This is a genomic window from Viridibacillus sp. FSL R5-0888 (assembly GCF_038009105.1).
GTDB classification, from domain to species: Bacteria; Bacillota; Bacilli; order Bacillales_A; family Planococcaceae; genus Viridibacillus; species Viridibacillus arenosi.
In genome coordinates this window covers 4244193-4268352 of record NZ_JBBPAU010000001.1, presented here as the reverse complement: position 1 = coordinate 4268352, position 24160 = coordinate 4244193, and the positions used below count along the sequence as shown (strand labels likewise).

Annotated in this window: 26 protein-coding genes and 3 rRNA genes; 27 read left to right on the top strand and 2 right to left on the bottom strand. The window is 40.4% G+C overall.

The features are described from left to right. The first annotated feature begins 1 nt into the window (after window position 1). The 23 genes from rpsN to MKY02_RS20960 all read left to right on the top strand — a co-directional run bounded on the left by rpsN (window position 2) and on the right by MKY02_RS20960 (window position 14645). Window positions 2-187: a 30S ribosomal protein S14 gene (rpsN, locus tag MKY02_RS21070; RefSeq protein ID WP_008406949.1), complete on the top strand. Its 186-nt coding sequence runs from the start codon at window positions 2-4 to the stop codon at window positions 185-187. Window positions 188-216: 29 nt separating this feature from the next. Next, entirely contained in the window at window positions 217-615 is a 399-nt protein-coding gene (gene rpsH / locus MKY02_RS21065) for a 30S ribosomal protein S8 (protein ID WP_038179093.1), read from the top strand. 31 nt (window positions 616-646) lie between these two features. Then, on the top strand, window positions 647-1186 hold the full coding sequence (gene rplF, locus MKY02_RS21060; RefSeq protein WP_038179095.1) for a 50S ribosomal protein L6: 540 nt from the start codon (window positions 647-649) through the stop codon (window positions 1184-1186). 33 nt (window positions 1187-1219) lie between these two features. Next, window positions 1220-1579 carry a 50S ribosomal protein L18 gene (gene rplR / locus MKY02_RS21055; protein ID WP_038179097.1) on the top strand — a complete coding sequence of 120 codons (360 nt, stop codon included), beginning with the start codon at window positions 1220-1222 and terminating at the stop codon, window positions 1577-1579. Window positions 1580-1600: 21 nt separating this feature from the next. Further along, window positions 1601-2101 (top strand): 30S ribosomal protein S5, encoded by a 501-nt coding sequence (gene rpsE, locus MKY02_RS21050; protein ID WP_038179099.1) that lies wholly within the window; start codon window positions 1601-1603, stop codon window positions 2099-2101. A 13-nt stretch (window positions 2102-2114) separates the two neighbouring features. Next, window positions 2115-2297 (top strand): 50S ribosomal protein L30, encoded by a 183-nt coding sequence (rpmD, locus tag MKY02_RS21045; RefSeq protein ID WP_038179101.1) that lies wholly within the window; start codon window positions 2115-2117, stop codon window positions 2295-2297. Between the two features lie 33 nt (window positions 2298-2330). After that, the gene (rplO, locus tag MKY02_RS21040; protein ID WP_038179103.1) at window positions 2331-2771 is read left to right on the top strand and encodes a 50S ribosomal protein L15; all 441 of its coding nucleotides are present in this window, start codon (window positions 2331-2333) and stop codon (window positions 2769-2771) included. Further along, a complete protein-coding gene (gene secY / locus MKY02_RS21035) occupies window positions 2771-4057 on the top strand; it encodes a preprotein translocase subunit SecY (RefSeq protein WP_038179104.1) in 1287 nt (428 codons plus the stop codon). Before rplO ends, secY begins: the two co-directional genes overlap by 1 nt. 66 nt (window positions 4058-4123) lie before the next feature. Further along, the gene (locus tag MKY02_RS21030; RefSeq protein WP_038179106.1) at window positions 4124-4777 is read left to right on the top strand and encodes an adenylate kinase; all 654 of its coding nucleotides are present in this window, start codon (window positions 4124-4126) and stop codon (window positions 4775-4777) included. A gap of 457 nt (window positions 4778-5234) precedes the next feature. After that, on the top strand, window positions 5235-5453 hold the full coding sequence (gene infA / locus MKY02_RS21025) for a translation initiation factor IF-1 (protein ID WP_038179110.1): 219 nt from the start codon (window positions 5235-5237) through the stop codon (window positions 5451-5453). Between the two features lie 37 nt (window positions 5454-5490). After that, window positions 5491-5604 carry a 50S ribosomal protein L36 gene (rpmJ, locus tag MKY02_RS21020; RefSeq protein ID WP_000868344.1) on the top strand — a complete coding sequence of 38 codons (114 nt, stop codon included), beginning with the start codon at window positions 5491-5493 and terminating at the stop codon, window positions 5602-5604. Between the two features lie 23 nt (window positions 5605-5627). Next, window positions 5628-5993 (top strand): 30S ribosomal protein S13, encoded by a 366-nt coding sequence (rpsM, locus tag MKY02_RS21015; RefSeq protein ID WP_038179120.1) that lies wholly within the window; start codon window positions 5628-5630, stop codon window positions 5991-5993. 25 nt (window positions 5994-6018) lie between these two features. After that, window positions 6019-6408, top strand: coding sequence for a 30S ribosomal protein S11 (rpsK, locus tag MKY02_RS21010; protein ID WP_038179122.1), 390 nt, complete (start codon window positions 6019-6021; stop codon window positions 6406-6408). Window positions 6409-6548: 140 nt separating this feature from the next. Next, a complete protein-coding gene (locus MKY02_RS21005) occupies window positions 6549-7493 on the top strand; it encodes a DNA-directed RNA polymerase subunit alpha (RefSeq protein WP_038179123.1) in 945 nt (314 codons plus the stop codon). Between the two features lie 54 nt (window positions 7494-7547). Next, entirely contained in the window at window positions 7548-7928 is a 381-nt protein-coding gene (gene rplQ / locus MKY02_RS21000; protein ID WP_038179125.1) for a 50S ribosomal protein L17, read from the top strand. Window positions 7929-8348: 420 nt separating this feature from the next. Beyond that, window positions 8349-9194, top strand: a complete 846-nt coding sequence (locus MKY02_RS20995; RefSeq protein ID WP_038179127.1) for an energy-coupling factor ABC transporter ATP-binding protein — start codon at window positions 8349-8351, stop codon at window positions 9192-9194. Then, complete coding sequence (locus tag MKY02_RS20990) at window positions 9170-10042, top strand: energy-coupling factor ABC transporter ATP-binding protein (RefSeq protein ID WP_038179129.1); 873 nt, start codon at window positions 9170-9172, stop codon at window positions 10040-10042. Before MKY02_RS20995 ends, MKY02_RS20990 begins: the two co-directional genes overlap by 25 nt. After that, entirely contained in the window at window positions 10039-10836 is a 798-nt protein-coding gene (locus tag MKY02_RS20985) for an energy-coupling factor transporter transmembrane component T family protein (protein WP_038179130.1), read from the top strand. The genes MKY02_RS20990 and MKY02_RS20985 overlap by 4 nt, the downstream gene beginning before the upstream one ends. A 22-nt stretch (window positions 10837-10858) precedes the next feature. Then, on the top strand, window positions 10859-11608 hold the full coding sequence (gene truA, locus MKY02_RS20980) for a tRNA pseudouridine(38-40) synthase TruA (protein ID WP_038179132.1): 750 nt from the start codon (window positions 10859-10861) through the stop codon (window positions 11606-11608). A 172-nt stretch (window positions 11609-11780) separates the two neighbouring features. Beyond that, window positions 11781-12218 (top strand): 50S ribosomal protein L13, encoded by a 438-nt coding sequence (gene rplM / locus MKY02_RS20975; protein WP_038179134.1) that lies wholly within the window; start codon window positions 11781-11783, stop codon window positions 12216-12218. Between the two features lie 21 nt (window positions 12219-12239). Further along, complete coding sequence (gene rpsI / locus MKY02_RS20970) at window positions 12240-12632, top strand: 30S ribosomal protein S9 (RefSeq protein ID WP_038179136.1); 393 nt, start codon at window positions 12240-12242, stop codon at window positions 12630-12632. Window positions 12633-12790: 158 nt separating this feature from the next. After that, window positions 12791-13504: an N-acetylmuramoyl-L-alanine amidase gene (locus MKY02_RS20965; RefSeq protein WP_038179138.1), complete on the top strand. Its 714-nt coding sequence runs from the start codon at window positions 12791-12793 to the stop codon at window positions 13502-13504. Window positions 13505-13583: 79 nt separating this feature from the next. Further along, on the top strand, window positions 13584-14645 hold the full coding sequence (locus MKY02_RS20960) for an Mrp/NBP35 family ATP-binding protein (RefSeq protein WP_038179140.1): 1062 nt from the start codon (window positions 13584-13586) through the stop codon (window positions 14643-14645). 58 nt (window positions 14646-14703) lie between these two features. Here MKY02_RS20960 and gerD read toward each other — a convergent pair whose 3' ends face one another. Next, window positions 14704-15303: a spore germination lipoprotein GerD gene (gerD, locus tag MKY02_RS20955; protein ID WP_038179142.1), complete on the bottom strand. Its 600-nt coding sequence runs from the start codon at window positions 15301-15303 to the stop codon at window positions 14704-14706. 150 nt (window positions 15304-15453) lie between these two features. Between gerD and MKY02_RS20950 the strand changes: the two genes are divergently transcribed. Beyond that, on the top strand, window positions 15454-16134 hold the full coding sequence (locus MKY02_RS20950) for a KinB-signaling pathway activation protein (RefSeq protein ID WP_038179191.1): 681 nt from the start codon (window positions 15454-15456) through the stop codon (window positions 16132-16134). Window positions 16135-16303: 169 nt separating this feature from the next. Here MKY02_RS20950 and MKY02_RS20945 read toward each other — a convergent pair whose 3' ends face one another. Continuing rightward, window positions 16304-16957 carry a hypothetical protein gene (locus tag MKY02_RS20945; protein ID WP_038179144.1) on the bottom strand — a complete coding sequence of 218 codons (654 nt, stop codon included), beginning with the start codon at window positions 16955-16957 and terminating at the stop codon, window positions 16304-16306. 262 nt (window positions 16958-17219) lie between these two features. Here MKY02_RS20945 and MKY02_RS20940 point away from each other — a divergent pair. The 3 genes from MKY02_RS20940 (at window position 17220) to rrf (ending at window position 22065) form a co-directional block, all read left to right on the top strand. Next, window positions 17220-18772 (top strand): 16S ribosomal RNA (locus tag MKY02_RS20940). 184 nt (window positions 18773-18956) lie between these two features. After that, a 23S ribosomal RNA gene (locus MKY02_RS20935) occupies window positions 18957-21886 on the top strand. Window positions 21887-21949: 63 nt separating this feature from the next. Beyond that, window positions 21950-22065: ribosomal RNA gene (gene rrf / locus MKY02_RS20930) — 5S ribosomal RNA — on the top strand. Together the 16S, 23S and 5S rRNA genes form the textbook arrangement of a ribosomal RNA operon. Window positions 22066-24160: the final 2095 nt, after the last annotated feature.

Genomic DNA, 24160 nt, shown 5'->3' with positions numbered 1-24160 from the left:
CGTGGCTAAAAAATCAATGATCGTTAAACAACAACGCACGCAAAAGTTTAAAGTGCAAGAATACACTCGTTGTGAACGCTGTGGGCGTCCACACTCTGTATACCGCAAATTTAAACTTTGCCGTATTTGTTTCCGAGAACTTGCATATAAGGGACAAATTCCTGGCGTGAAAAAAGCCAGCTGGTAATCCCCTAATTTGGGAAGGAGGTAAATGTAATGACAATGACAGATCCGATTGCAGATATGCTTACACGCATTCGTAATGCTAACATGGTCCGTCACGAGAAATTAGAGGTTCCGGCTTCTAATATCAAAAAAGAGATCGCTGAAATTCTTAAGCGTGAAGGTTTTGTACGTGACGTTGAGTATGTAGAAGATGACAAACAAGGTATCATCCGTATCTTCTTAAAATATGGCCAAGAAAACGAACGTGTTATTACAGGATTAAAACGTATTTCTAAACCAGGTTTACGCGTTTATGCGAAAACTAACGAAGTACCTAAAGTGTTGAACGGACTAGGAATCGCTTTAGTTTCAACTTCAAACGGTTTATTAACTGATAAAGAAGCTCGCGCTAAACAAGTTGGCGGAGAAATCTTAGCTTACGTTTGGTAATTAGCAACAAAAGAATGGAGGTGCAACATAAATGTCTCGCGTAGGTAAAAAACCAATCGAGGTACCTGCTACTGTAACTGTAACTGTCGCTGCTGACAACACAGTAACTGTTAAAGGACCAAAAGGTGAACTTGTTCGCTCTTTTAACAAAGATATGAAAATTGAACAAGAAGGTAACGTGATTACAGTATCTCGTCCTTCTGAGTCAAAAGACCACCGTACTAACCATGGTACAACTCGTGCTCTTTTAGCAAACATGATTACTGGTGTTTCTGAAGGATTTGAACGTGCACTTGAATTAGTTGGTGTAGGTTACCGTGCTCAATTACAAGGAACTAAACTTGTATTGAACGTAGGTTACTCACATCCTGTTGAGTTCACACCTGAAGAGGGAGTAACTGTAGAAGTTCCTTCAAACACTAAAGTTATCGTTAAAGGGATTAGCAAAGAACGTGTTGGAGCACTTGCTTCTAACATTCGTCAAGTGCGTCCACCAGAGCCTTATAAAGGTAAAGGGATCCGTTATGAAGGCGAATTCGTTCGTCGTAAAGAAGGTAAAACAGGTAAATAATGCTGCTTAAAGCATTAGAAAGGAGTGACCTCTGTGATTACGAAACAAGATAAGAATCAAGTTCGTAAAAAACGTCATGCGCGCGTGCGTTCTAAAATTACTGGTACTGCTGAATGTCCACGTTTAAACGTATTCCGTTCAAACAAACACATTTACGCACAAATTATCGATGATTCTAAAGGCCTAACACTAGTAAGTGCTTCAACTATGGATAAAGAGTTTGAAGGAACTGCTGGTAACTTAGAAGCTGCTACAAAAATCGGTGAAACTATCGCTAAAGGCGCTGCGGAAAAAAACATCAAAGCTGTTGTATTTGACCGTGGTGGTTACTTATATCATGGACGTGTTAAAGCTTTAGCTGAAGCTGCACGTGCAAATGGTTTAGAATTTTAATAAGAAGGAGGTACACATTTCATGAGTCGCATTGACGCAAACAAACTAGAACTTGAAGAACGCGTTGTTACGATCAACCGCGTTGCTAAAGTTGTTAAAGGTGGACGTCGTTTCCGCTTCACTGCACTAGTAGTGGTTGGAGACCGTAATGGCCATGTTGGTTTCGGTACAGGTAAAGCTCAGGAAGTACCTGATGCAATTCGCAAAGCAGTAGAAGATGCGAAGAAAAACTTGATCGAAGTTCCACGTGTTGGTGGTACAACACCACACTTAATCATGGGTCGCTTCGGTGCAGGTAACATCATGATTAAACCTGCTGCTCCTGGTACAGGAGTTATCGCTGGTGGACCAGTTCGTGCTGTATTAGAGCTTGCTGGTATCACTGATATTCTTTCAAAATCACTTGGTTCAAATACGCCAATTAACATGGTTCGCGCTACTGTTAGAGGTTTATCTGAACTTAAACATGCTGAAGAAGTTGCAAAACTTCGCGGTAAATCAGTAGAAGAACTATTAGGTTAAGGGGGGAAATAATATGTCAACTAAACTACAAATTACCCTTACTAAAAGTTTAATCGGTACTAAACCTGCTCAACGTAAAACAATCGAAGCGCTTGGCTTACGTAAAGTAAATCATACTGTTGAACATCCAGATAATGTGGCTGTTCGCGGTGCGATCACAAAAGTAGCACATTTAGTTACTGTTACAGAGATTTAATTCAAAAATCAATAACAAGGAGGTGCCACCCAAATGAAACTTCATGAGTTAGAACCAGCTTTAGGTTCACGTAAAGAACGTAACCGCGTAGGTCGTGGTATCGGTTCTGGTAACGGTAAAACTTCTGGTAGAGGGCATAAAGGTCAAAAAGCTCGTTCTGGCGGCGGCGTTCGTCCAGGATTTGAAGGCGGTCAAAACCCATTGTTCCGTCGTTTACCTAAACGTGGATTTACGAACATTAATCGTAAAGAATACGCTATCGTAAACCTTGACGCTTTAAATCGTTTTGAAGACGGCACAGAAGTAACACCAGCTTTATTAATTGAAACTGGTGTTGTGAGCAACGAGAAAGCTGGAATCAAAGTTCTAGGTAATGGAACTCTTGAGAAAAAGCTTACTGTTAAAGCTCATAAATTCTCAGGTTCTGCTAAAGAAGCAATTGAGAATGCTGGCGGACAAATCGAGGTGATTTAATGTTTCAAACAATCTCTAACTTTATGCGCGTGAGAGATATTAGAAATAAAATCATTTTCACTCTTTTGATGTTGGTCGTATTCCGTCTTGGAACGTTTATACCGGTACCAAACGTCGACGCTAATGTATTAAAAGCCACTGATCAATATAGTTTAGTTGGTTTCTTAAATACATTTGGTGGGGGAGCTTTGTCAAACTTCTCGATTTTTGCTATGGGTATAATGCCATACATTACGGCTTCAATTATAGTTCAGCTATTGCAAATGGATGTTGTCCAAAAGTTCACCGAGTGGTCAAAACAAGGTGAAGTTGGTCGACGTAAAATCGCTCAATTTACACGTTACTTCGCAATTATCCTTGCATTTATTCAATCAATCGCAATGTCTTACGGTTTTAACCGTATGTACGGCGGTTCATTGATTAAAGATGAGGGTGTTATGACGTACTTAACAATTGCGATTGTGTTAACTGCTGGTACTGCATTTTTACTTTGGTTAGGTGAGCAAATTACTGAAAAAGGTGTTGGGAATGGTATTTCCATTATCATCTTCGCAGGTATCGTAGCTGCATTGCCAAACACTGTGAATCAAATTTATGCTTCACAATTCGAGAATGCGGGAGAGCAATTATTCATCCGTATAATCGTGATGGCTCTTATTGTATTGGCCGCTCTTGCGATTGTTGTAGGTGTCATTTACGTTCAACAAGCGTTGCGTAAAATTCCTATTCAATATGCAAAACGTGCTGGTGCTCAAAGAGGTGCACAACAATCTCATTTACCATTGAAAGTAAATGCGGCTGGGGTTATCCCAGTAATCTTTGCTGTTGCGTTTATCGTAACGCCAAGAACAATTGCAACTTTCTTTGGAGATAATAAAGCAACTCAGTTCATTGAAAGAACGTTCGATTATTCTCAACCAGTTGGGATGATCATTTATGTAGCGTTAATTGTTGCGTTTGCATATTTCTATGCGTTCGTTCAAGTGAATCCTGAAAAAGTTGCAGATAATTTGAAAAAGCAAGGTGCCTATATCCCGGGTATTCGCCCAGGTAAAAGCACTCAAGATTATCTAACAACTGTTTTATATCGCTTAACGTTTGTAGGTGCGATCTTCTTGTCGCTTGTTGCGATTCTTCCAATCATTTTCATTAATGTTGCGAAGCTTCCATCATCGGCACAAATTGGCGGTACTAGTCTACTAATCGTTGTCGGTGTTGCACTGGAAACGATGAAACAATTAGAATCACAACTTGTGAAACGCCACTACAAAGGTTTCATGAAATAATGTTGGTTTCTAGGGACGATTTTCGTTCCTTGAACCTTCACAATAACTTGAGGGGGCTCTCTCCGTATGAATATCGTTTTGATGGGTTTGCCTGGTGCTGGTAAAGGCACTCAAGCAGATAAAATTGTTGAGAAGTACGCAATCCCTCATATTTCTACAGGCGATATGTTCCGTGCAGCTATTAAAGGTGGTACGGAATTAGGTCTTTTAGCGAAATCGTTTATTGATAAAGGTGCACTTGTACCAGATGAAGTAACGATTGGTATCGTTCGCGAGCGCTTAAGCCAACCTGATTGTGATCAAGGCTTCCTACTAGATGGTTTTCCACGTACTATTGAACAAGCTGATGCGTTAGATAATATTTTATCTGATCTTGGTAAGAAAATAGAATATGTAGTAAATATTCAAGTAGAACAAGAAGAGTTGATTAAACGTTTAACAGGTCGTCGTATCTGTAAAGTATGTGGCTCTGCTTATCACTTAGTGTTTAATCCTTCTAAAGAGGAAGGCATTTGTGATAAAGACGGAGGAGAACTTTATCAAAGAGCTGACGATAATCCAGAAACGGTTTCTAATCGCCTGGAAGTGAATATCAAACAAACACAACCTTTACTTGATTTTTATCAAGATAAAAACGTGTTAACAAATATCAACGGACAGCAAGATATCTCAGATGTTTTTGCTGACGTAGATGCTCTATTACAGGGCAGCCGCAACTAATACCCGAATCCCGGGTGCAGATAACTGCCTCCGCGGGGAGTATGCGGTAGCAACGGAAATGTATTTTCGAGAGCTGCAAAAGCATATTGTGCCCGGTCTATGCACTGATGAATTAGATGTATCGGTATACGGGATACCCTTTGTCCTTGATGCAATCATAGTTCTGAAAGGGTATAATGGGTTTCGTGGAAGCATCTGTGCAAACGGGTATGGAAGGATCTTATCCAAGGCAATTCCGGATGGTCATGTTGACATGAGGGAAACAAGGTTCAAACGGAAAGTCAATTCCATGGGTTGTAAGAAGCGAAACCTGATGAGCGTCTTTCGAACATCTCTCATACAATCCAAACATATGTTGAGACGAGTCGTTTCTTTCATGAAAGAAAAAAACTTGAAGCAAATTCCGTTTGATTTGAAGATGGGAACCTGAATTGCATATAGAAGGGAGACAGGGTCGATGGCGAAAGACGATGTAATTGAAATCGAAGGCACAGTTGTTGAGACTTTGCCAAACGCGATGTTTAAGGTAGAATTAGAAAATGGTCATACAGTTCTTGCTCATGTATCGGGCAAAATTCGTATGCACTTTATTCGCATCTTGCCTGGAGATAAAGTAACTATTGAGTTATCTCCATATGACTTAACTCGCGGTCGTATCACATACCGTTTTAAATAATCTTTTGCACTCCGGACCACTAAGGAGGTTAGGTTAGATGAAAGTGAGACCATCTGTGAAACCGATCTGCGAAAAATGTAAAGTTATTCGCCGACGCGGTAAAGTAATGGTAATCTGTGAAAATCCTAAACACAAACAAAAACAAGGTTAATTTGAAGGAGGTGCACAACGTATATGGCACGTATTGCTGGTGTTGACATTCCTCGCGACAAACGCGTTGTAATTTCATTAACTTACATTTACGGAGTAGGTAACACTACTGCTAAGCAAGTTCTTGCTGGAGCAGGTGTTTCTGAAAGTACTCGAGTTCGCGATCTTACTGAAGACGAACTTAACAAAATCCGTGAACAATTAGACACTTATAAATTAGAAGGTGATCTTCGTCGTGAGATCTCTCTTAACATTAAACGCTTGATGGAAATCGGATCTTTCCGTGGTATCCGTCACCGTCGCGGTTTACCTGTTCGCGGTCAAAATACGAAGAACAATGCGCGTACGCGTAAAGGTCCTCGTAAAACTGTAGCGAACAAGAAAAAATAATCGGTAAAGGAGGTTTCTTCTTAACATGGCACGTAAACAACAATCTCGTAAACGTCGTGTGAAAAAGAATATCGAATCTGGTATTGCTCACATCCGTTCTACATTTAATAATACAATTGTAACCATCACTGACATGCAAGGTAACGCTGTTTCTTGGTCAAGTGCAGGTGCTTTAGGATTCCGTGGTTCTCGTAAATCAACTCCTTTTGCTGCACAAATGGCTGCTGAAACTGCTGCTAAAACATCAATCGAGCATGGTTTAAAAACTTTAGAAGTAACTGTTAAGGGTCCTGGTGCAGGTCGTGAAGCTGCTATTCGTGCACTTCAATCTGCAGGTTTAGACGTTACAGCAATTAAAGATGTAACTCCAGTTCCACATAACGGTTGCCGCCCACCAAAACGTCGTCGTGTATAATTGATGAATCTCAATCTATTGATTGAGAATCTCATTTCTTGTACAAACTGAATTGTGCAGACACATGATTGATTAGACATTCGATTTTATGTAGGAAATAAAAATCATACATTCGATGTTTTGAAGGAGGGTAAATTTGAATGATCGAAATTGAAAAACCAAAGATTGAAACCGTTGAGATCAGCGATGATGCCAAATACGGCAAGTTTGTTGTAGAACCACTTGAACGTGGATATGGAAACACTTTGGGAAATTCTTTACGTCGTATCCTTCTGTCTTCTTTACCAGGAGCTGCTGTTACTTCAATCCAAATTGACGGCGTACTACACGAATTCTCTACTATTGAGGGCGTTGTAGAAGATGTTGCATCAATTATTTTGAACATTAAAAAGCTAGCTTTAAAAATCTATTCTGATGAAGAAAAAGTCATTGAAATAGATTTCAAAGGTGACGGAGTAGTAACTGCTGCGGATATTACGCATGACAGTGACGTTGAAGTGTTAAACCCAGATCTATATATTGCAACTATTGCTAAAAATGGTCATCTTCGTATGCGTATGTATGCGCAACGTGGACGTGGTTACACTCCTGCTGATCAAAACAAACGCGAGGATCTTCCAATTGGCGTGATCCCGATCGACTCTATTTACACTCCAGTTTCACGCGTCAACTTCCAAGTAGAAAACACTCGTGTTGGACAATCGTCTGATTTCGATAAACTTTCTCTTGATGTATGGACAGATGGTAGCATCGGTCCTAAAGAGGCGATTTCGCTCGGAGCAAAAATATTAACCGAGCACTTAAATATCTTCGTTGGTTTAACAGACGAGGCACAAACTGCTGAAATCATGGTTGAAAAAGAAGAAGACCAAAAAGAAAAAGTCTTAGAGATGACTATCGAAGAGCTTGATCTTTCTGTGCGTTCTTACAACTGTTTAAAACGAGCAGGTATCAACACTGTTCTTGAACTTGCTAACAAGTCTGAGGACGACATGATGAAAGTTCGTAACCTAGGACGTAAATCATTAGAAGAAGTAAAAGCGAAGTTAGAAGAGCTTGGTTTAGGGTTACGCGAAGAAGACTAAGCGAACTTTTATATAAAAGACTGATCAGTTATTGAACAAAGGAGGGAAACATCCATGGGTTACAGAAAACTTGGACGTACAAGTTCTCAACGTAAAGCGATGTTACGCGATTTAGCTACTGACTTAATCATCAATGAGCGCATTGAAACAACAGAAACTCGTGCTAAAGAATTACGTTCGGTTGTTGAGAAAATGATTACTTTAGGCAAACGCGGAGACTTGCATGCTCGTCGTCAAGCAGCTACATTTATTCGTCGTGAATTAGCTACTACAACTGACGCTGAAGGCAATGAATCAACAGTTTACGCTTTGCAAAAATTGTTCGATGATGTAGCACCACGCTACGCTGAACGCCAAGGCGGTTATACACGCATTATGAAAATGGGACCTCGCCGCGGTGACGGTGCGCCTGTAGTTGTGATTGAACTAGTTTAATCATACGATGCGGAGGAGGGTGTTTGGTTCATAGCTATTTGAACTGCACCCTCTTTTTTTAAAAATTAGAATTAAGATTTATACGACAAATTTAAAAGCAGAGTGTTATGATGAGCGGACATAAGTGCCGTCTCGTTTAGCTCTACGCACCTCATTCACTCTTAAGGTCTGAGCAACTTTAAGAACGGAGATACGAAACAAAGCGCATTTCTCTGAATGGGGTGCGCGCTTTTTTATTTAATTTGGAAGAGCCCTAGCTCATGTCCACTAAATATTAGCAATGAAGAGAATCGACTTTCGCCGTTATAAGCAAAAGTCGTATTTTTCTAATCTAGAATCTTTTCAGCTAGTATTCATACATAAAACAGTGTAAGTTAGAGAGAACAGCGGAGCGAAGTTGAGCGAGAGGAGTTTGAGCATATGGATGAAATCTTATCACTGGAACACATCACATTTACATATTCCCCGGATGAACCGGATATTAAGAACGCGGTTGAAGACGTGTCATTTACTGTGCATGAGGGCGAATGGATTGCGATTGTTGGTCACAACGGATCTGGCAAATCAACTATCGCGCGCCTTATGAACGGCTTATTGTTCCCACAAGAAGGAACGATTAAGGTTTTGAATCAGTCATTAACAGAAGAAAATCTTTGGGATATAAGATCTCAAATGGGTATGGTATTCCAAAATCCTGATAATCAGTTTGTTGGAGCGACTGTACAGGATGATGTTGCTTTCGCACTTGAAAACAACGGTATACCATATGAAGAAATGGTTAAACGTGTACATGAGGCATTGAAACAGGTAAAGATGGATCAGTTTTTAAATCATGAGCCACAGCATCTATCAGGTGGTCAAAAGCAACGTGTGGCAATTGCAGGTGCACTTGCACTAAAACCGAGATTACTGATTTTGGATGAAGCGACATCAATGCTCGATCCTCAAGGTCGTGCTGAAGTACTTGCTACTGTACAAGCATTACGTGAAGAGACTGGTTTAACGGTCCTATCAATTACACATGATTTAGAAGAAGCTATATTAGCTGATCGTATGTTATTTATGAATGGTGGCAAGAAATTTGCTGAAGGAACACCATCTGAAATTTTCGCTTTAGGCGACCAATTAGTAGAGCTTGGATTAGATTTACCATTTGCTATGAAGCTAACAAAGCTTTTGAAACAAAATGGTGTAAAGCTTCTAGGCGAGCACATGACAGAAGAAGAGCTGGTGAATGACTTATGGACATCCAACTTCAAAAAGTAAGTTATGCTTATGCACAGGGAACGCCATTTGAAAAGAGAGCGTTATTTGATGTTGAATTGGCTATTCCTTCAGGTAGCTATCAAGCAATTATAGGTCATACAGGATCAGGGAAGTCTACGATTTTACAGCATCTAAATGCCCTTTTAAAACCTACAGAAGGTACTATACAAATCGGAGACAAGACTATTACAGCTGGTAAAAAGACGAAGGATTTAAAACCAGTTCGTCAAAAAGTAGGGATTGTATTTCAGTTTCCCGAACATCAGTTATTTGAAGAAACGGTTTTAAAAGATATTATTTTCGGTCCGATGAACTTTGGTATCTCTGAAGACGAAGCGACAAAACGTGCGCAGCAACTAATCGAGCTCGTAGGTTTACCACTTACGGTACTTGATAAATCACCATTTGATTTATCTGGTGGTCAAATGCGAAGAGTTGCTATTGCAGGGGTACTTGCTATGGAACCGGAAGTAATTGTCCTTGATGAGCCAACCGCTGGACTTGATCCTCGAGGTCGTAAAGAAATTATGGATTTATTCCTACAACTACACAAGGAAAGAAATTTAACGACAATCCTTGTGACACATAGTATGGAAGATGCGGCACGTTATGCAGATCGAATTGCAATAATGCATGAAGGGAAATGTGTATTAACAGGAAATCCAGAAGAAATCTTCGGTAATGCTAAGCAATTGGCAGCTTATCGACTAGAGCCTCCACGTATTGTACGTTTCCAGAGAGAATTTGAAGAGAAGGTCGGTCGCAAGTTACCAACGCTTTGTCTAACGGAAGAAGAGCTCGCATCAGCGATTGCGGAAGCTGTTCGAGAGGAGCGTGCGGGTCAATGATGGAGAAAATGATTTTTGGCCGCTTTATGCCAGGGGATTCCTTCGTGCATAAATTAGATCCTCGCTCGAAATTATTATTTGTATTCGCATTTATCATTATCGTATTTTTAGCGAACAATCCTGTGACGTATGCAGCTCTCTTTGTGTTTACACTACTTGTTATTTTTGTTTCGCGGATTAAATTATACTTCTTAATAAATGGCTTGAAGCCGGTTATTATATTAATGGCATTTACATTCTTACTTCATATTTTCTTCACGAAGGAAGGTGAACTGCTTTATCACTGGAAGTTTATCAGTATATATGAAGAAGGTTTGAAGCAAGGTATTTTCATTTCTATTAGATTTTTAGTATTAGTCTTTATGACATCCATTTTGACGCTAACAACTTCACCGATTTCAATTACAGATGGATTAGAAGTTCTATTGAATCCATTCAAAAAATTAAAATTACCTGTACATGAGTTAGCTCTAATGATGTCAATATCGCTTCGCTTCATCCCTACACTAATGGATGAGACAGATAAGATTATGAAGGCACAAATGGCGCGTGGATCTGATCTTAGTACAGGACCAATTAAAGAACGTGTTAAAGCCGTAGTACCATTGTTAGTACCACTCTTCGTTAGTGCATTTAAGCGTGCGGAGGATTTGGCAACAGCAATGGAAGTACGTGGTTATCGAGGCGGAGAAGGACGGACACGCTATCGCCAGCTGAAGTGGGATAGTAAGGATACATTAGCGATCCTGTTACTTGTAGCTATGACAGCATTATTAATAATCCTTCGTAGTTAATGAATGAGGAGACTGCATAACGATGAAAAGAAGAATGAAAGCTACAATCACATATGATGGAACGAATTTCTCAGGTTACCAAGTGCAACCTGAGAAACGTACAGTGCAAGAAGAGCTTCAGAAAGTACTTACCGTCATGCATAAAAATGAGATTGTCCAGGTGACAGCAAGTGGGAGAACAGATGCTAAGGTGCATGCAACAGGCCAAGTAATCCATTTTGATACGACACTGTCCATTCCTCTTGATCGTTATGCACAAGCATTAAACGTTCAATTGCCGAGAGACATCCGAATTGTTCAAATAGAAGAGGTGTCTAATGACTTTCACGCGAGGTTTAGCGTCCATGGTAAGCGATATCGCTATATCTGGTCGTGTGAAGCCGTACAGAGCCCTTTTAGACGTTTTTATGCGACACCTTCCAATGGTGTAAAGCCAAATGTTATGGCTATGCAAGAAGCAGCACAGTATATTCTAGGGACACATGATTTTTCGTGCTTTTGTGCAGCCAATACAAGTGTGAAAGATAAAGTGCGTACTGTTGCAAAGTTAGACTTTGAATGGCATGGTGAGGAATTGCATATGACAATTGAAGGAAATGGCTTTTTGTATAATATGGTGCGAATTATTGCAGGTACTTTATGGGAAGTCGGAATTGGTAAACGCCAAGCTGATGAACTTGCCTCAATTATTGCTTCAATGAATCGAGGAAATGCCGGTAAAACCGCGCCACCACACGGATTGTACTTAGAATCTGTGTTCTATAACGACTGAAGCAACATCACCAGGTGTTTTTGGTTAAGCACTTGACAAAAGTTGTTATTCGTTATAATATGACATATGGTATTTTCATTACCCCACTCGATAAGCCCCGAATCTTATAGTGTTGTGGATAAAGAAAACAATTGGAACAGAAAATAGAAACAATTAGTAGGAGGATACTAACATGCGTACAACATTCATGGCTAAAGGTCACGAAGTAGAGCGTAAATGGTTAGTAGTTGATGCAGAAGGCAAAACTCTTGGTCGTTTAGCTTCTGAAGTAGCTGCTATCTTACGCGGTAAACATAAAGCAATTTTCACACCAAACGTTGACACTGGGGATCACGTAATCCTTATCAACGCTGGTAAAATCGAATTAACAGGTAAAAAATTACAAGATAAAATTTATTACCGTCACACTCAATTTGCAGGTGGTTTAAAAACTCGTACTGCAGGTGAAATGAAAGAAAAATATCCAAAACAAATGCTAGAATTAGCTATCAAAGGGATGCTTCCTAAAAACTCTTTAGGTCGTCAAATGTTCACTAAACTTCACGTATACGCTGGAGCAGAACACCCACACGCAGCACAAAAACCAGAAGCATATGAGCTTCGCGGATAATCATTAGAGGAGGAAATACCCTTGGCACAAGTTCAATATATCGGCACAGGTCGTCGTAAAAGTTCTGTAGCTCGCGTACGTTTAGTACCAGGCGAAGGAAATATCGTTATTAACAACCGCGACGTTGAAAACTACGTCCCATTCGCTGCTTTACGCGAAATTATTAAACAACCATTAGTAGCAACTGAAACAGTTGGAAGCTACGACATTCACGTTAACGTGAATGGTGGTGGATACACAGGTCAAGCTGGCGCAATCCGTCACGGTATTGCACGTGCATTACTAACAGTTGATCCTGATTTCCGTCCAGCACTTAAATCAGCAGGTCTACTTACTCGTGACCCACGTATGAAAGAACGTAAGAAGCCAGGTCTTCGCGGCGCTCGTCGTGCACCTCAATTCTCAAAACGTTAATCATTCGTTTATGCGAATTCAAACCGTCCCATTTTTATGGGGCGGTTTTTTGTTTTAAAATACAAGAAGTTATATATAAATGATATTTATACGCTTATCAATACGACATATCGTCCAATCTTATGGCATATATTAATGCAAAAGGGCGGTGTCGTTATTTGAAGCGGTGGCTTATTTTAGGGACAATTTTACTTTGTTGTATACTATTTGTTGTATATGGAGTAAAAGCATCAGATCGGGGATTTTTCATCTCAGAAACTCTTGGTGGAGTGAAAATAGTAGTAGATGCTGGGCATGGCGGGATAGATGGCGGTGCATCTACGGCGGATATTATTGAAAAAGATATCACACTTGCCATTGCGCAAAAGGTAGAGAAGAAGTTAAAGAAAAAAGGTGCGACTGTATTTATGACTCGTACTAAAAATGGTGATGTTATTGCCGAACATGCTTCAGATCAAAGTTACAACACATTGCGTGAACGTAAAAGAGAAGACATTTTTTTAAGAGAACGACTTGTAGCTAAGCAAAAACCGGATCTCTTTATAAGTATTCATGCTAACGCAATTCCAGAAACGAAGTGGAGAGGTGCACAGGTATTCTATCATGCAAATGGGCATCCCGGTGGTGAGTTTTTGGCAAAAGAAATTCAGTCTTCTATTCGAGAGAATTTGAAGAATACAAAACGAGAAGCGCTGTCTATTAAGCAAGTATATTTATTGAAAAAAGCTACGATGCCTTCTGCACTTATAGAGACAGGCTTTCTCAGTAATCCAGAAGAACAAAAATTACTTACATCACCGAATTACCAAGATCAAATGGCAGATGCAATTGTCCAAGGAATTGAGCAATACTTTGAGATTAATATTGAATAAAGCAACTCGTAGACCTAATTCATACCCTTTGTGATATACTAAAATTCGAAAAAAGATATTTACTAGAGGAGTGTCTATTGTGATTAATGAACAACAAGTCCGTGAATTAGTCGGAGAACTAAAAGATCCTTTTTTACATAAAACATTAGCAGAAACAAACGGTATTACGAATGTCTCAATAAAAGAAGAAAAAAACCATGTAAGTGTGAAAGTGGCGATTGCTAAAACTGGTACACCAGAACAAATGCAATTACAAATGCAAGTTGTAGATGCATTGAAAAACGCTGGAGTGGAAACTGTAGGTATTCGTTTTGAAGAACTTCCTCAAGAAATTTTAGAACAATTTCGTGGTACAGCTACAAGAGCAGAAGCTCAAGATGTATTATCTCCACTTAATAATGTTAAATTCATTTCAATCGCTTCAGGTAAAGGCGGTGTAGGTAAATCAACAGTATCAGTTAACCTTGCTGTAGCTCTTGCACGTCTTGGCAAAAAAGTCGGCCTAATTGACGCTGATATCTATGGTTTCAGTGTGCCTGATATGATGGGTGTACAGACAATGCCAGTGGTAGAAGAAAACCGTATTATTCCGGTTGATCGCTTAGGTGTGAAAATGATTTCTATGGGCTTCTTTGTTGAAGATAATGCACCGGTAGTATGGCGCGGACCAATGCTTGGAAAAGTATTAGACCAATTCTTCCGCGATGTAGAGTGGGGCGAGCTTGACTACTTACTATTGGACTTACCTCCAGGTACAGGGGATATTGCACTTGATATTCACCAAATGCTACCTGAATCAAATGAAATCGTTGTGACAACGCCACATCCTACTGCAGCGTTTGTAGCAGCTCGAGCAGGCGCAATGGCAATTAAAACTGATCATAACATCCTTGGTGTTATTGAAAATATGTCTTGGTTCCAATCAAAAGTATCTGGCGAACGTGAATTCGTCTTCGGCGAAGGCGGCGGTCCTAAATTGGCTGAAGAACTTCGCACAGAATTACTTGGTCAGATTCCATTAGGTCAACCTGACTGGAATGATGTTGATTTTGCACCATCTGTTTATGCAAAAAATCATTCTACAGGTCAAATTTATCTTGATATCGCTCGTAACGTAATTGGAAAATTAGAAGAAAAATAATTACTAAAAGAAGCGGGACCCTATAAAAGGTCCCGCTTCTTTTTGTTAATCATTACTGTCATTGTTTCTGTTTATCGCCACTGGACTCATCGCCACTTTTACCACCCTTTGATTTCTCTCCACCACCACCTGATTCACCGGCAGATTGAATCAGTTTGAGCCATTTTTCTTGTAGAAGTGGGCTTTCAATTGTTTCAGCAATAATTTTTTCTAAATTTTCTTTTGAATTTGCTGATTTTAAAATCTTCTCGAGCTGTTTTTGCATATCGGGCTGACCAAAAAATTGTTCAAGATCTTTTTGGAATGAAGCATCTTTAATTAAGTCCTTCATAACGCCTTCTTGTTCCTTCTTCATACTTTTAGCAAATGTTTCACGGAATTTTGGATCTTCAAACTGTTTCTTCCAATATTCTTCAGATTTTTTGGATAGCAATGTTTCCTCAATTGCTTTTTTTACTTCTTCATTTTCCAATATAACTAAATCCCGAAAGCTGTTATCTTCTAGAAGCTGTCGTATTGCTTTTTTGCCATCTTCAGATTGCAGTGCATCGAGCATTATTTTCTTTACTTCATCATAGGACTGTGTATTTTGTTGGTTTGCAGAACAACCTGCCAAGAAAACGATGAAGCAAAATGAAAAGACGATCCTTTTGGCCATTCTAATCCCTCACTTTCTTCATATTGCTTTCAATTATTGTTCACAATTAACGAAGTAATATGTATTGATTTGCAGGAGAAATAGATTTTTTGCGGATTCGTTGTTAGAATGAAACAAGAAATTGTTTTTATAAACGGAGGACTTTTAGTCGTGACGATACGAAATTGGTTTAAATTTTTCTTAAATGCAATGTTGATCGGTGGTTCTATTACAGGAGTTTTTAGTTTATTCATTAGATGGAACGACTTTTATGCTGTGCATTTCTCTAATGGAGAATGGGCAGAGTTCTTTTCAGGAATTATTTGGTTTGTTATTTTAGGTTTTACAATGAGTGTTATTGCGCAAATGGGGTTCTTTGCATATTTAACTGTGCATCAAATTGGAGTGAACATTTTCCGTTCTTTAACATTATGGAATTGGGTACAAATGCTAATTATAGTTGTTACGTTAGTTGATTTGGTATTGTTACGCTTCAAACCATATGCTCATACTGCTCAAGATTGGCTCTTGTATATAGTTTTATTGCTTGTCTTATTGGCAGGATCAATTGCAACAGCTATTCAAAAGACAAGGCTAACAAAGAAACACGTTCTCATTCCAGCCTTATTTTTTATGATTGTTGTAACCACTCTAGAATGGTTAATCGCGTTATGGGTACGTACTGACGGTGGTGATGAATACGTAACGTTATTACTATTCCCGCTTTTAGCAGTTAATGCTTTCCAATTGCTGGTTTTGCCGAAGTATAATGCAAAGTCAGATGAAGATCGATTAAAACTGGAAGAGCGTCGTAAAGCACGTCGATTAGCCGAAGCATCTAAAGTGAAGTAATAAGTAAAGTGATGTCCTTGTATAGATGGACATCACTTTTTTTGTGAAAAAACATTAGTATTGGACTAATAGTATTGAAACGTCATAACATGCTTTGTTTTTTAAAATTAGTGAATCATAGACAGTGTTAAGTAATAATTATCCCTATCTCTTGTGAATGAAGACTCTCTTAAGGGAACTTCTTATCCTTTACTTCGTAGCCAAAGATTGTCTTTTCTAAAGTAGAAAATTCGTATTTAGCGCGCAATTCATCAATTTTTTTAAAACTTATACGTTCTTCTTGATGCATAGGAGCAGTAATAATATCTCCTTTTACAAGTATAGGTAGTTTATCGGTCGACCATACTTTAGTAGATCCGAGCATATTAATTTGTTCTTGCCATAAATGTTGACGCATATCACTAGGGAATAGTTGGTCCTTTGTTCTAAACCATAATGGCTTTACGCCAAAATGCTTTTCATAAATAGCGATTTCTTCCTCCAAGGCCAGTAGGTTACTTTCATAATATGTGCTTTCTTTTCCTAATAATCCAGTTGGAATCTTTTTCTCTTTAATTAATTGTAAAATCGCAGGGGAACGATTAATCCAATCCTTATCTAATAGTAATAGAGGATAAGGGGGAGACAAAACCTTTACCCATTGCTCCAGTTCCTGATCTCCGAATGAAACATCAATTGTTAACGTTTGACCATAAGTACCTTTTGCAATTACATCTGGACCATCTGTTACATTAAAAACTTCTAAAAGTTTCTCTTTCGTAGGTATAAGTAATAAAAAAACAACCAAAATAAAACTACTAAAAATGATAGTTTTCCGCATCATATCAACGCTCCCACTCATTTTTTATTATCACTAAAAAAATCCCCTATTACTTTTTTATGATAATGTGTTGACAATAATGCAAAAAGGATGATAAGATATGGAAGTCGTCAAAACAACACGACAAAATGAACCTTGAAAACTGAACATGCAAGACGTTAATCAATAAATGATTTTGAACATCAACTCTGTTGGTGGATCAAAACAAAAATAGATATCATCTTCGGATGATACGCTAGCAAAGCTAATGAGCTTTCAAACTACTTTTATGGAGAGTTTGATCCTGGCTCAGGACGAACGCTGGCGGCGTGCCTAATACATGCAAGTCGAGCGAATGATGAAGAAGCTTGCTTCTTCTGATTTAGCGGCGGACGGGTGAGTAACACGTGGGCAACCTACCTAGTAGATTGGGATAACTCCGGGAAACCGGGGCTAATACCGAATAATCCATTTTGTCACATGGCAAAATGCTGAAAGGCGGTTTCGGCTGTCACTACTAGATGGGCCCGCGGTGCATTAGCTAGTTGGTGGGGTAACGGCCTACCAAGGCAACGATGCATAGCCGACCTGAGAGGGTGATCGGCCACATTGGGACTGAGACACGGCCCAAACTCCTACGGGAGGCAGCAGTAGGGAATCTTCCACAATGGACGAAAGTCTGATGGAGCAACGCCGCGTGAGTGATGAAGGTTTTCGGATCGTAAAACTCTGTTGTAAGGGAAGAACAAGTACGTTAGTAACTGAACGTACCTTGACGGTACCTTATTAGAAAGCCACGGCTAACTACGTGCCAGCAGCCGCGGTAATACGTAGGTGGCAAGCGTTGTCCGGATTTATTGGGCGTAAAGCGCGCGCAGGTGGTTTCTTAAGTCTGATGTGAAAGCCCACGGCTCAACCGTGGAGGGTCATTGGAAACTGGGAGACTTGAGTGCAGAAGAGGAAAGTGGAATTCCAAGTGTAGCGGTGAAATGCGTAGAGATTTGGAGGAACACCAGTGGCGAAGGCGACTTTCTGGTCTGTAACTGACACTGAGGCGCGAAAGCGTGGGGAGCAAACAGGATTAGATACCCTGGTAGTCCACGCCGTAAACGATGAGTGCTAAGTGTTAGGGGGTTTCCGCCCCTTAGTGCTGCAGCTAACGCATTAAGCACTCCGCCTGGGGAGTACGGCCGCAAGGTTGAAACTCAAAGGAATTGACGGGGGCCCGCACAAGCGGTGGAGCATGTGGTTTAATTCGAAGCAACGCGAAGAACCTTACCAGGTCTTGACATCCCAATGACCGCTCTAGAGATAGAGTTTTCCCTTCGGGGACATTGGTGACAGGTGGTGCATGGTTGTCGTCAGCTCGTGTCGTGAGATGTTGGGTTAAGTCCCGCAACGAGCGCAACCCTTGATCTTAGTTGCCATCATTTAGTTGGGCACTCTAAGGTGACTGCCGGTGACAAACCGGAGGAAGGTGGGGATGACGTCAAATCATCATGCCCCTTATGACCTGGGCTACACACGTGCTACAATGGACGATACAAAGAGTCGCTAACTCGCGAGGGTATGCTAATCTCATAAAATCGTTCTCAGTTCGGATTGTAGGCTGCAACTCGCCTACATGAAGCCGGAATCGCTAGTAATCGTGGATCAGCATGCCACGGTGAATACGTTCCCGGGCCTTGTACACACCGCCCGTCACACCACGAGAGTTTGTAACACCCGAAGTCGGTGAGGTAACCTTTATGGAGCCAGCCGCCGAAGGTGGGATAGATGATTGGGGTGAAGTCGTAACAAGGTAGCCGTATCGGAAGGTGCGGCTGGATCACCTCCTTTCTAAGGATAATTACGGAAACAGATCTTGGATCTGTCGATTAACGTCTTGCGTTCAGTTTTGAAGGCTCATTGTAAAATGATCTTCAAAACCTTGTTCTTTGAAAACTGGATAAAACGACATTGAAGCAAATTAAGTAACACATTTTTTATTATTAAGTTTTTTAGGCTTAATAACTAACTTTTAGGTTAAGTTATTAAGGGCGCATGGCGGATGCCTTGGCACTAGGAGCCGAAGAAGGACGGCACTAACACCGATATGCTTCGGGGAGCTGTAAGTGAGCTTTGATCCGGAGATTTCCGAATGGGGGAACCCACTGTTCGTAATGGAGCAGTATCTTGACGTGAATACATAGCGTCTTGATGGCAGACCCAGGGAACTGAAACATCTAAGTACCTGGAGGAAGAGAAAGAAAAATCGATTCCCTGAGTAGCGGCGAGCGAAACGGGAATAGCCCAAACCAAGAGGCTTGCCTCTTGGGGTTGTAGGACACTCTATATGGAGTTACAAAGGAATGAGTTAAACGAAGCGGTCTGGAAAGGCCCGCCAGAGCAGGTAACAGCCCTGTAGTTGAAAGTTCATTCTCTCTTGAGTGTATCCTGAGTACGGCGGAACACGTGAAATTCCGTCGGAATCTGGGAGGACCATCTCCCAAGGCTAAATACTACCTAGTGACCGATAGTGAACCAGTACCGTGAGGGAAAGGTGAAAAGCACCCCGGAAGGGGAGTGAAATAGATCCTGAAACCATGTGCCTACAAGTAGTTAGAGCCCGTTAATGGGTGATAGCGTGCCTTTTGTAGAATGAACCGGCGAGTTACGATTACATGCGAGGTTAAGTTTTAGAAGACGGAGCCGCAGCGAAAGCGAGTCTGAATAGGGCGAATGAGTATGTGGTTGTAGACCCGAAACCAGGTGATCTACCCATGTCCAGGGTGAAGGTAAGGTAACACTTACTGGAGGCCCGAACCCACGTACGTTGAAAAGTGCGGGGATGAGGTGTGGGTAGCGGAGAAATTCCAATCGAACCTGGAGATAGCTGGTTCTCTCCGAAATAGCTTTAGGGCTAGCCTCGTGATAAAGAATCCTGGAGGTAGAGCACTGTTTGAACTAGGGGTCCATCCCGGATTACCGAATTCAGACAAACTCCGAATGCCAGTGATTTATGCACGGGAGTCAGACTGCGAGTGATAAGATCCGTAGTCAAGAGGGAAACAGCCCAGACCACCAGCTAAGGTCCCAAAGTAATTGTTAAGTGGAAAAGGATGTGACGTTGCTTAGACAACCAGGATGTTGGCTCAGAAGCAGCCATCATTTAAAGAGTGCGTAATAGCTCACTGGTCGAGTGACGCTGCGCCGAAAATGTATCGGGGCTAAACAATTCACCGAAGCTGTGGATGGACATCTTAGATGTCCGTGGTAGGAGAGCGTTCTAAGTGCTGTGAAGTCAGACCGGAAGGACTGGTGGAGCGCTTAGAAGTGAGAATGCCGGTATGAGTAGCGAAAGACGGGTGAGAATCCCGTCCACCGAATGACTAAGGTTTCCTGAGGAAGGCTCGTCCGCTCAGGGTTAGTCGGGACCTAAGCCGAGGCCGATAGGCGTAGGCGATGGACAACAGGTTGATATTCCTGTACCACCTATTTACCATTTGAGCAATGGGGGGACGCAGTAGGATAGGGTAAGCATGCTGTTGGTTATGCATGTTCAAGCAGTGAGGCGTGAAATGAGGCAAATCCCATTTCTATAACGTTGAGCTGTGATGACGAGGACGTATGTCCGGAGTTCCTGATTTCACACTGCCAAGAAAAGCCTCTAGCGAGGTAAAAGGTGCCCGTACCGCAAACCGACACAGGTAGTCGAGGAGAGAATCCTAAGGTGTGCGAGAGAACTCTCGTTAAGGAACTCGGCAAAATGACCCCGTAACTTCGGGAGAAGGGGTGCTCTAGTAGGGTGAAAGCCCGAGAGAGCCGCAGTGAATAGGCCCAGGCGACTGTTTAGCAAAAACACAGGTCTCTGCAAAACCGTAAGGTGACGTATAGGGGCTGACGCCTGCCCGGTGCTGGAAGGTTAAGAGGAGTGCTTAGCGCAAGCGAAGGTGCGAATTGAAGCCCCAGTAAACGGCGGCCGTAACTATAACGGTCCTAAGGTAGCGAAATTCCTTGTCGGGTAAGTTCCGACCCGCACGAAAGGCGTAACGATCTGGGCACTGTCTCAACGAGAGACTCGGTGAAATTATAGTACCTGTGAAGATGCAGGTTACCCGCGACAGGACGGAAAGACCCCGTGGAGCTTTACTGTAGCCTGATATTGAATTTTGATACATCTTGTACAGGATAGGTAGGAGCCAGAGATTCCGGAGCGCCAGCTTCGGAGGAGGCGTTGGTGGGATACTACCCTAGATGTATTGAACTTCTAACCCATGCCCCTTAGCGGGGTAGGAGACAGTGTCAGGCGGGCAGTTTGACTGGGGCGGTCGCCTCCTAAAGAGTAACGGAGGCGCCCAAAGGTTCCCTCAGAATGGTTGGAAATCATTCGTAGAGTGTAAAGGCATAAGGGAGCTTGACTGCGAGACCTACAAGTCGAGCAGGGTCGAAAGACGGGCTTAGTGATCCGGTGGTTCCGCATGGAAGGGCCATCGCTCAACGGATAAAAGCTACCCCGGGGATAACAGGCTTATCTCCCCCAAGAGTCCACATCGACGGGGAGGTTTGGCACCTCGATGTCGGCTCATCGCATCCTGGGGCTGTAGTCGGTCCCAAGGGTTGGGCTGTTCGCCCATTAAAGCGGTACGCGAGCTGGGTTCAGAACGTCGTGAGACAGTTCGGTCCCTATCCGTCGTGGGCGTAGGAAATTTGAGAGGAGCTGTCCTTAGTACGAGAGGACCGGGATGGACACACCGCTGGTGTACCAGTTGTTCTGCCAAGGGCATCGCTGGGTAGCTATGTGTGGACGGGATAAGTGCTGAAAGCATCTAAGCATGAAGCCCCCCTCAAGATGAGATTTCCCATTACGCAAGTAAGTAAGATCCCTCAAAGACGATGAGGTAGATAGGTTCGAGGTGGAAGTGTGGCGACATACGGAGCTGACGAATACTAATAGATCGAGGACTTAACCAAATTTTACTTAACAAACTTCAATGTAATTTATCCAGTTTTGAGAGAACAAGTTCTCTAATATAGTCTAGTGATGATGGCAAAGAGGTCACACCCGTTCCCATGCCGAACACGGAAGTTAAGCTCTTTAGCGCCGATGGTAGTTGGGGGTTTCCCCCTGTGAGAGTAGGACGTTGCTAGGCACATCAAAGCACAGCTGATTTAATCAGTTGTGCTTTTTTTTTTGTATAAAATTATTTTAATGCTTTAACATCAAATAGTTGGGTGACTAAAACCTTATTTATATTTAATGAGGAATACATCTTTTACTTCAAATCGTTTCAAAATTTTAAAGCCGAATGCATTTCGTTTAAGCACTTTCAGGGAGTTAGCTTATTAAAGCCGGGCTATTTTCTTTAGATTGACCAAACCATGTACAAAAGTGTTTATTATTCATGAGCTCTAGAGACATATCGGTATACCTCTTTAGATACCAAATCATTTAGTTTACTTTACTTTCTCTTTTATAAAAGACATTGTGTAGTTTTTGTATTTCTTTTAATCATAGGGATTGCATTTTTTTGTGTACAACGGGGAATAGAATTCATTCCCTAATAGATACAAGGACAATAAAGATATTTCTCTGTGATAATTAAAGGTTGATTTAACTCTCTTTGAACGGCTGCCTTGAAGGATGGATTCATATCCATGACAACAATATCTGCATTCGTTGAAGTTATATCTGATTTTTTTCGGCAATCCAAGTATAAAGAAATCGTGGTTCTCTTGCGCTTTTTTACTCAATTATTTGAAATTCTCTACAAAAATATTATAGAATTTGTTTTTAAAGTGCACTCCAATTTTAAGAGACAACTAACAATTGAGTGGCGGCTCTTTTATGAAAAGTTTACTCTTGAAATTATCATCTATGTTTTACAACGAAATTTAAAAGTCCAATTTTAGAATCTCAAATTCATTTATTATCTAGAGAAGGAAGGAAAAAACTTAAGTTGGAGCGTTAAAGACTTCTTGTATTAGAAAAGGAAGGGTCGTCCACCAATGAAGGAATAGCCAAAGAAGTACAAGCATTAGGAGAGTTAAGATATAACTTTATATTCATGCTTTAATCTATAAATTACTTGCGGTTTGTCCATTGTAAGAGTAGCCCCTATTCTAGGGGAGATCTTTATTACTGGATGGAGCAAATGAATTATCTACATAAATAAGAGTATAAATTCAAATCAAATAAATAATATGTTTGATAAAGATTAAGTAAGGTATGAGCAGCGTAGTATTCACTGGAAATACGTAATAGAAAGTTATCAAATCAATTCCAAAACAGAATTTATTTTGATGTGTCGATTAGGACTGAAATGTCTTATTTGTATGAAAAAACATCTTATTGAAAAAAAGACAGTTACATTTCCTTTGTATCGTGACTTGTGATAGAGAGGTTAGACTAACCCTTAGAGCTTTTTAAAGTTAGTAATTCTTTTATTATATATGCAGTTCAAGGCTGGTACGATCCAATAAAGTTATATCAGTACTTAACTAAAATTTTTTTCATAAAGTTTTTTATAAAGGGGGAACTGGGTGTAGTTATAGAGAACTTTTTTAATTATTGAACTCAAAAATACACTAGTCGGTTTATCATCATAAAATTTATCAACTTTTTATATAATTTGTTTTGTTTATATTCATATAGTTGTCTAACGTAATGTGAGATATAGTAGTTTTTATTTCAAATGTATAATACTGAACTCTTTGAACTCTTATTATATGTATTTAATAAGTTGTTCTGTTTTTTAATCAACTAGAGAAATAATTCCGTATATACATAATCGACTCTTCATTCTTTTATTTCTTAACAAAAGTAAAAGTTACTCTATGTTATAAAAAGAATTGAATCTTGTAATAACCGATAAATTGAGCTTATAGTAGGTGCTATTTGTTGGAATTAGGTAATTATTATTCTATTATCTTTGTTTTATGGCAGTTAATAATGGTAATGAACTCAAATAATGATTGAGCTGATTAATCGTGAAACTGTCTTTTCAACTTTTTAAGACGAGTGTAATAAGGGGGATGTTTATGTTGATAAGACCTAATACTAGTTCTTAAAATCTGATTTAAAACGTTATTATTCTAATGCTTATTTTATTATTTTGTTATTAAATGACCTACACACATTAGTGTAAAGTACATTAAAAGTGGATAATTTGTTATCTAATGCTCCATCTAAAGAGACTTAACCAATAATCTTTGAATAAGTAGATTTCTGACAGCCTCTTAGAGTGT

Excerpts from the sequence above, each read along its gene's own strand:
- MKY02_RS20985 (WP_038179130.1), top strand. The coding sequence starts at position 10,039 with ATGATGGAGAAAATGATTTTTGGCCGCTTTATGCCAGGGGATTCCTTC.
- rplQ (WP_038179125.1), top strand. The coding sequence starts at position 7,548 with ATGGGTTACAGAAAACTTGGACGTACAAGTTCTCAACGTAAAGCGATG.
- MKY02_RS20990 (WP_038179129.1), top strand. The coding sequence starts at position 9,170 with ATGGACATCCAACTTCAAAAAGTAAGTTATGCTTATGCACAGGGAACG.
- rpmJ (WP_000868344.1), top strand. The coding sequence starts at position 5,491 with ATGAAAGTGAGACCATCTGTGAAACCGATCTGCGAAAAATGTAAAGTT.
- rpsH (WP_038179093.1), top strand. The coding sequence starts at position 217 with ATGACAATGACAGATCCGATTGCAGATATGCTTACACGCATTCGTAAT.
- rplF (WP_038179095.1), top strand. The coding sequence starts at position 647 with ATGTCTCGCGTAGGTAAAAAACCAATCGAGGTACCTGCTACTGTAACT.
- rpsK (WP_038179122.1), top strand. The coding sequence starts at position 6,019 with ATGGCACGTAAACAACAATCTCGTAAACGTCGTGTGAAAAAGAATATC.
- infA (WP_038179110.1), top strand. The coding sequence starts at position 5,235 with ATGGCGAAAGACGATGTAATTGAAATCGAAGGCACAGTTGTTGAGACT.
- truA (WP_038179132.1), top strand. The coding sequence starts at position 10,859 with ATGAAAAGAAGAATGAAAGCTACAATCACATATGATGGAACGAATTTC.
- MKY02_RS21005 (WP_038179123.1), top strand. The coding sequence starts at position 6,549 with ATGATCGAAATTGAAAAACCAAAGATTGAAACCGTTGAGATCAGCGAT.
- secY (WP_038179104.1), top strand. The coding sequence starts at position 2,771 with ATGTTTCAAACAATCTCTAACTTTATGCGCGTGAGAGATATTAGAAAT.
- rpmD (WP_038179101.1), top strand. The coding sequence starts at position 2,115 with ATGTCAACTAAACTACAAATTACCCTTACTAAAAGTTTAATCGGTACT.
- MKY02_RS21030 (WP_038179106.1), top strand. The coding sequence starts at position 4,124 with ATGAATATCGTTTTGATGGGTTTGCCTGGTGCTGGTAAAGGCACTCAA.
- gerD (WP_038179142.1), bottom strand. The coding sequence starts at position 15,303 with ATGGCCAAAAGGATCGTCTTTTCATTTTGCTTCATCGTTTTCTTGGCA.
- rplO (WP_038179103.1), top strand. The coding sequence starts at position 2,331 with ATGAAACTTCATGAGTTAGAACCAGCTTTAGGTTCACGTAAAGAACGT.
- rpsM (WP_038179120.1), top strand. The coding sequence starts at position 5,628 with ATGGCACGTATTGCTGGTGTTGACATTCCTCGCGACAAACGCGTTGTA.
- rpsE (WP_038179099.1), top strand. The coding sequence starts at position 1,601 with ATGAGTCGCATTGACGCAAACAAACTAGAACTTGAAGAACGCGTTGTT.
- MKY02_RS20945 (WP_038179144.1), bottom strand. The coding sequence starts at position 16,957 with ATGATGCGGAAAACTATCATTTTTAGTAGTTTTATTTTGGTTGTTTTT.
- MKY02_RS20995 (WP_038179127.1), top strand. The coding sequence starts at position 8,349 with ATGGATGAAATCTTATCACTGGAACACATCACATTTACATATTCCCCG.
- rplM (WP_038179134.1), top strand. The coding sequence starts at position 11,781 with ATGCGTACAACATTCATGGCTAAAGGTCACGAAGTAGAGCGTAAATGG.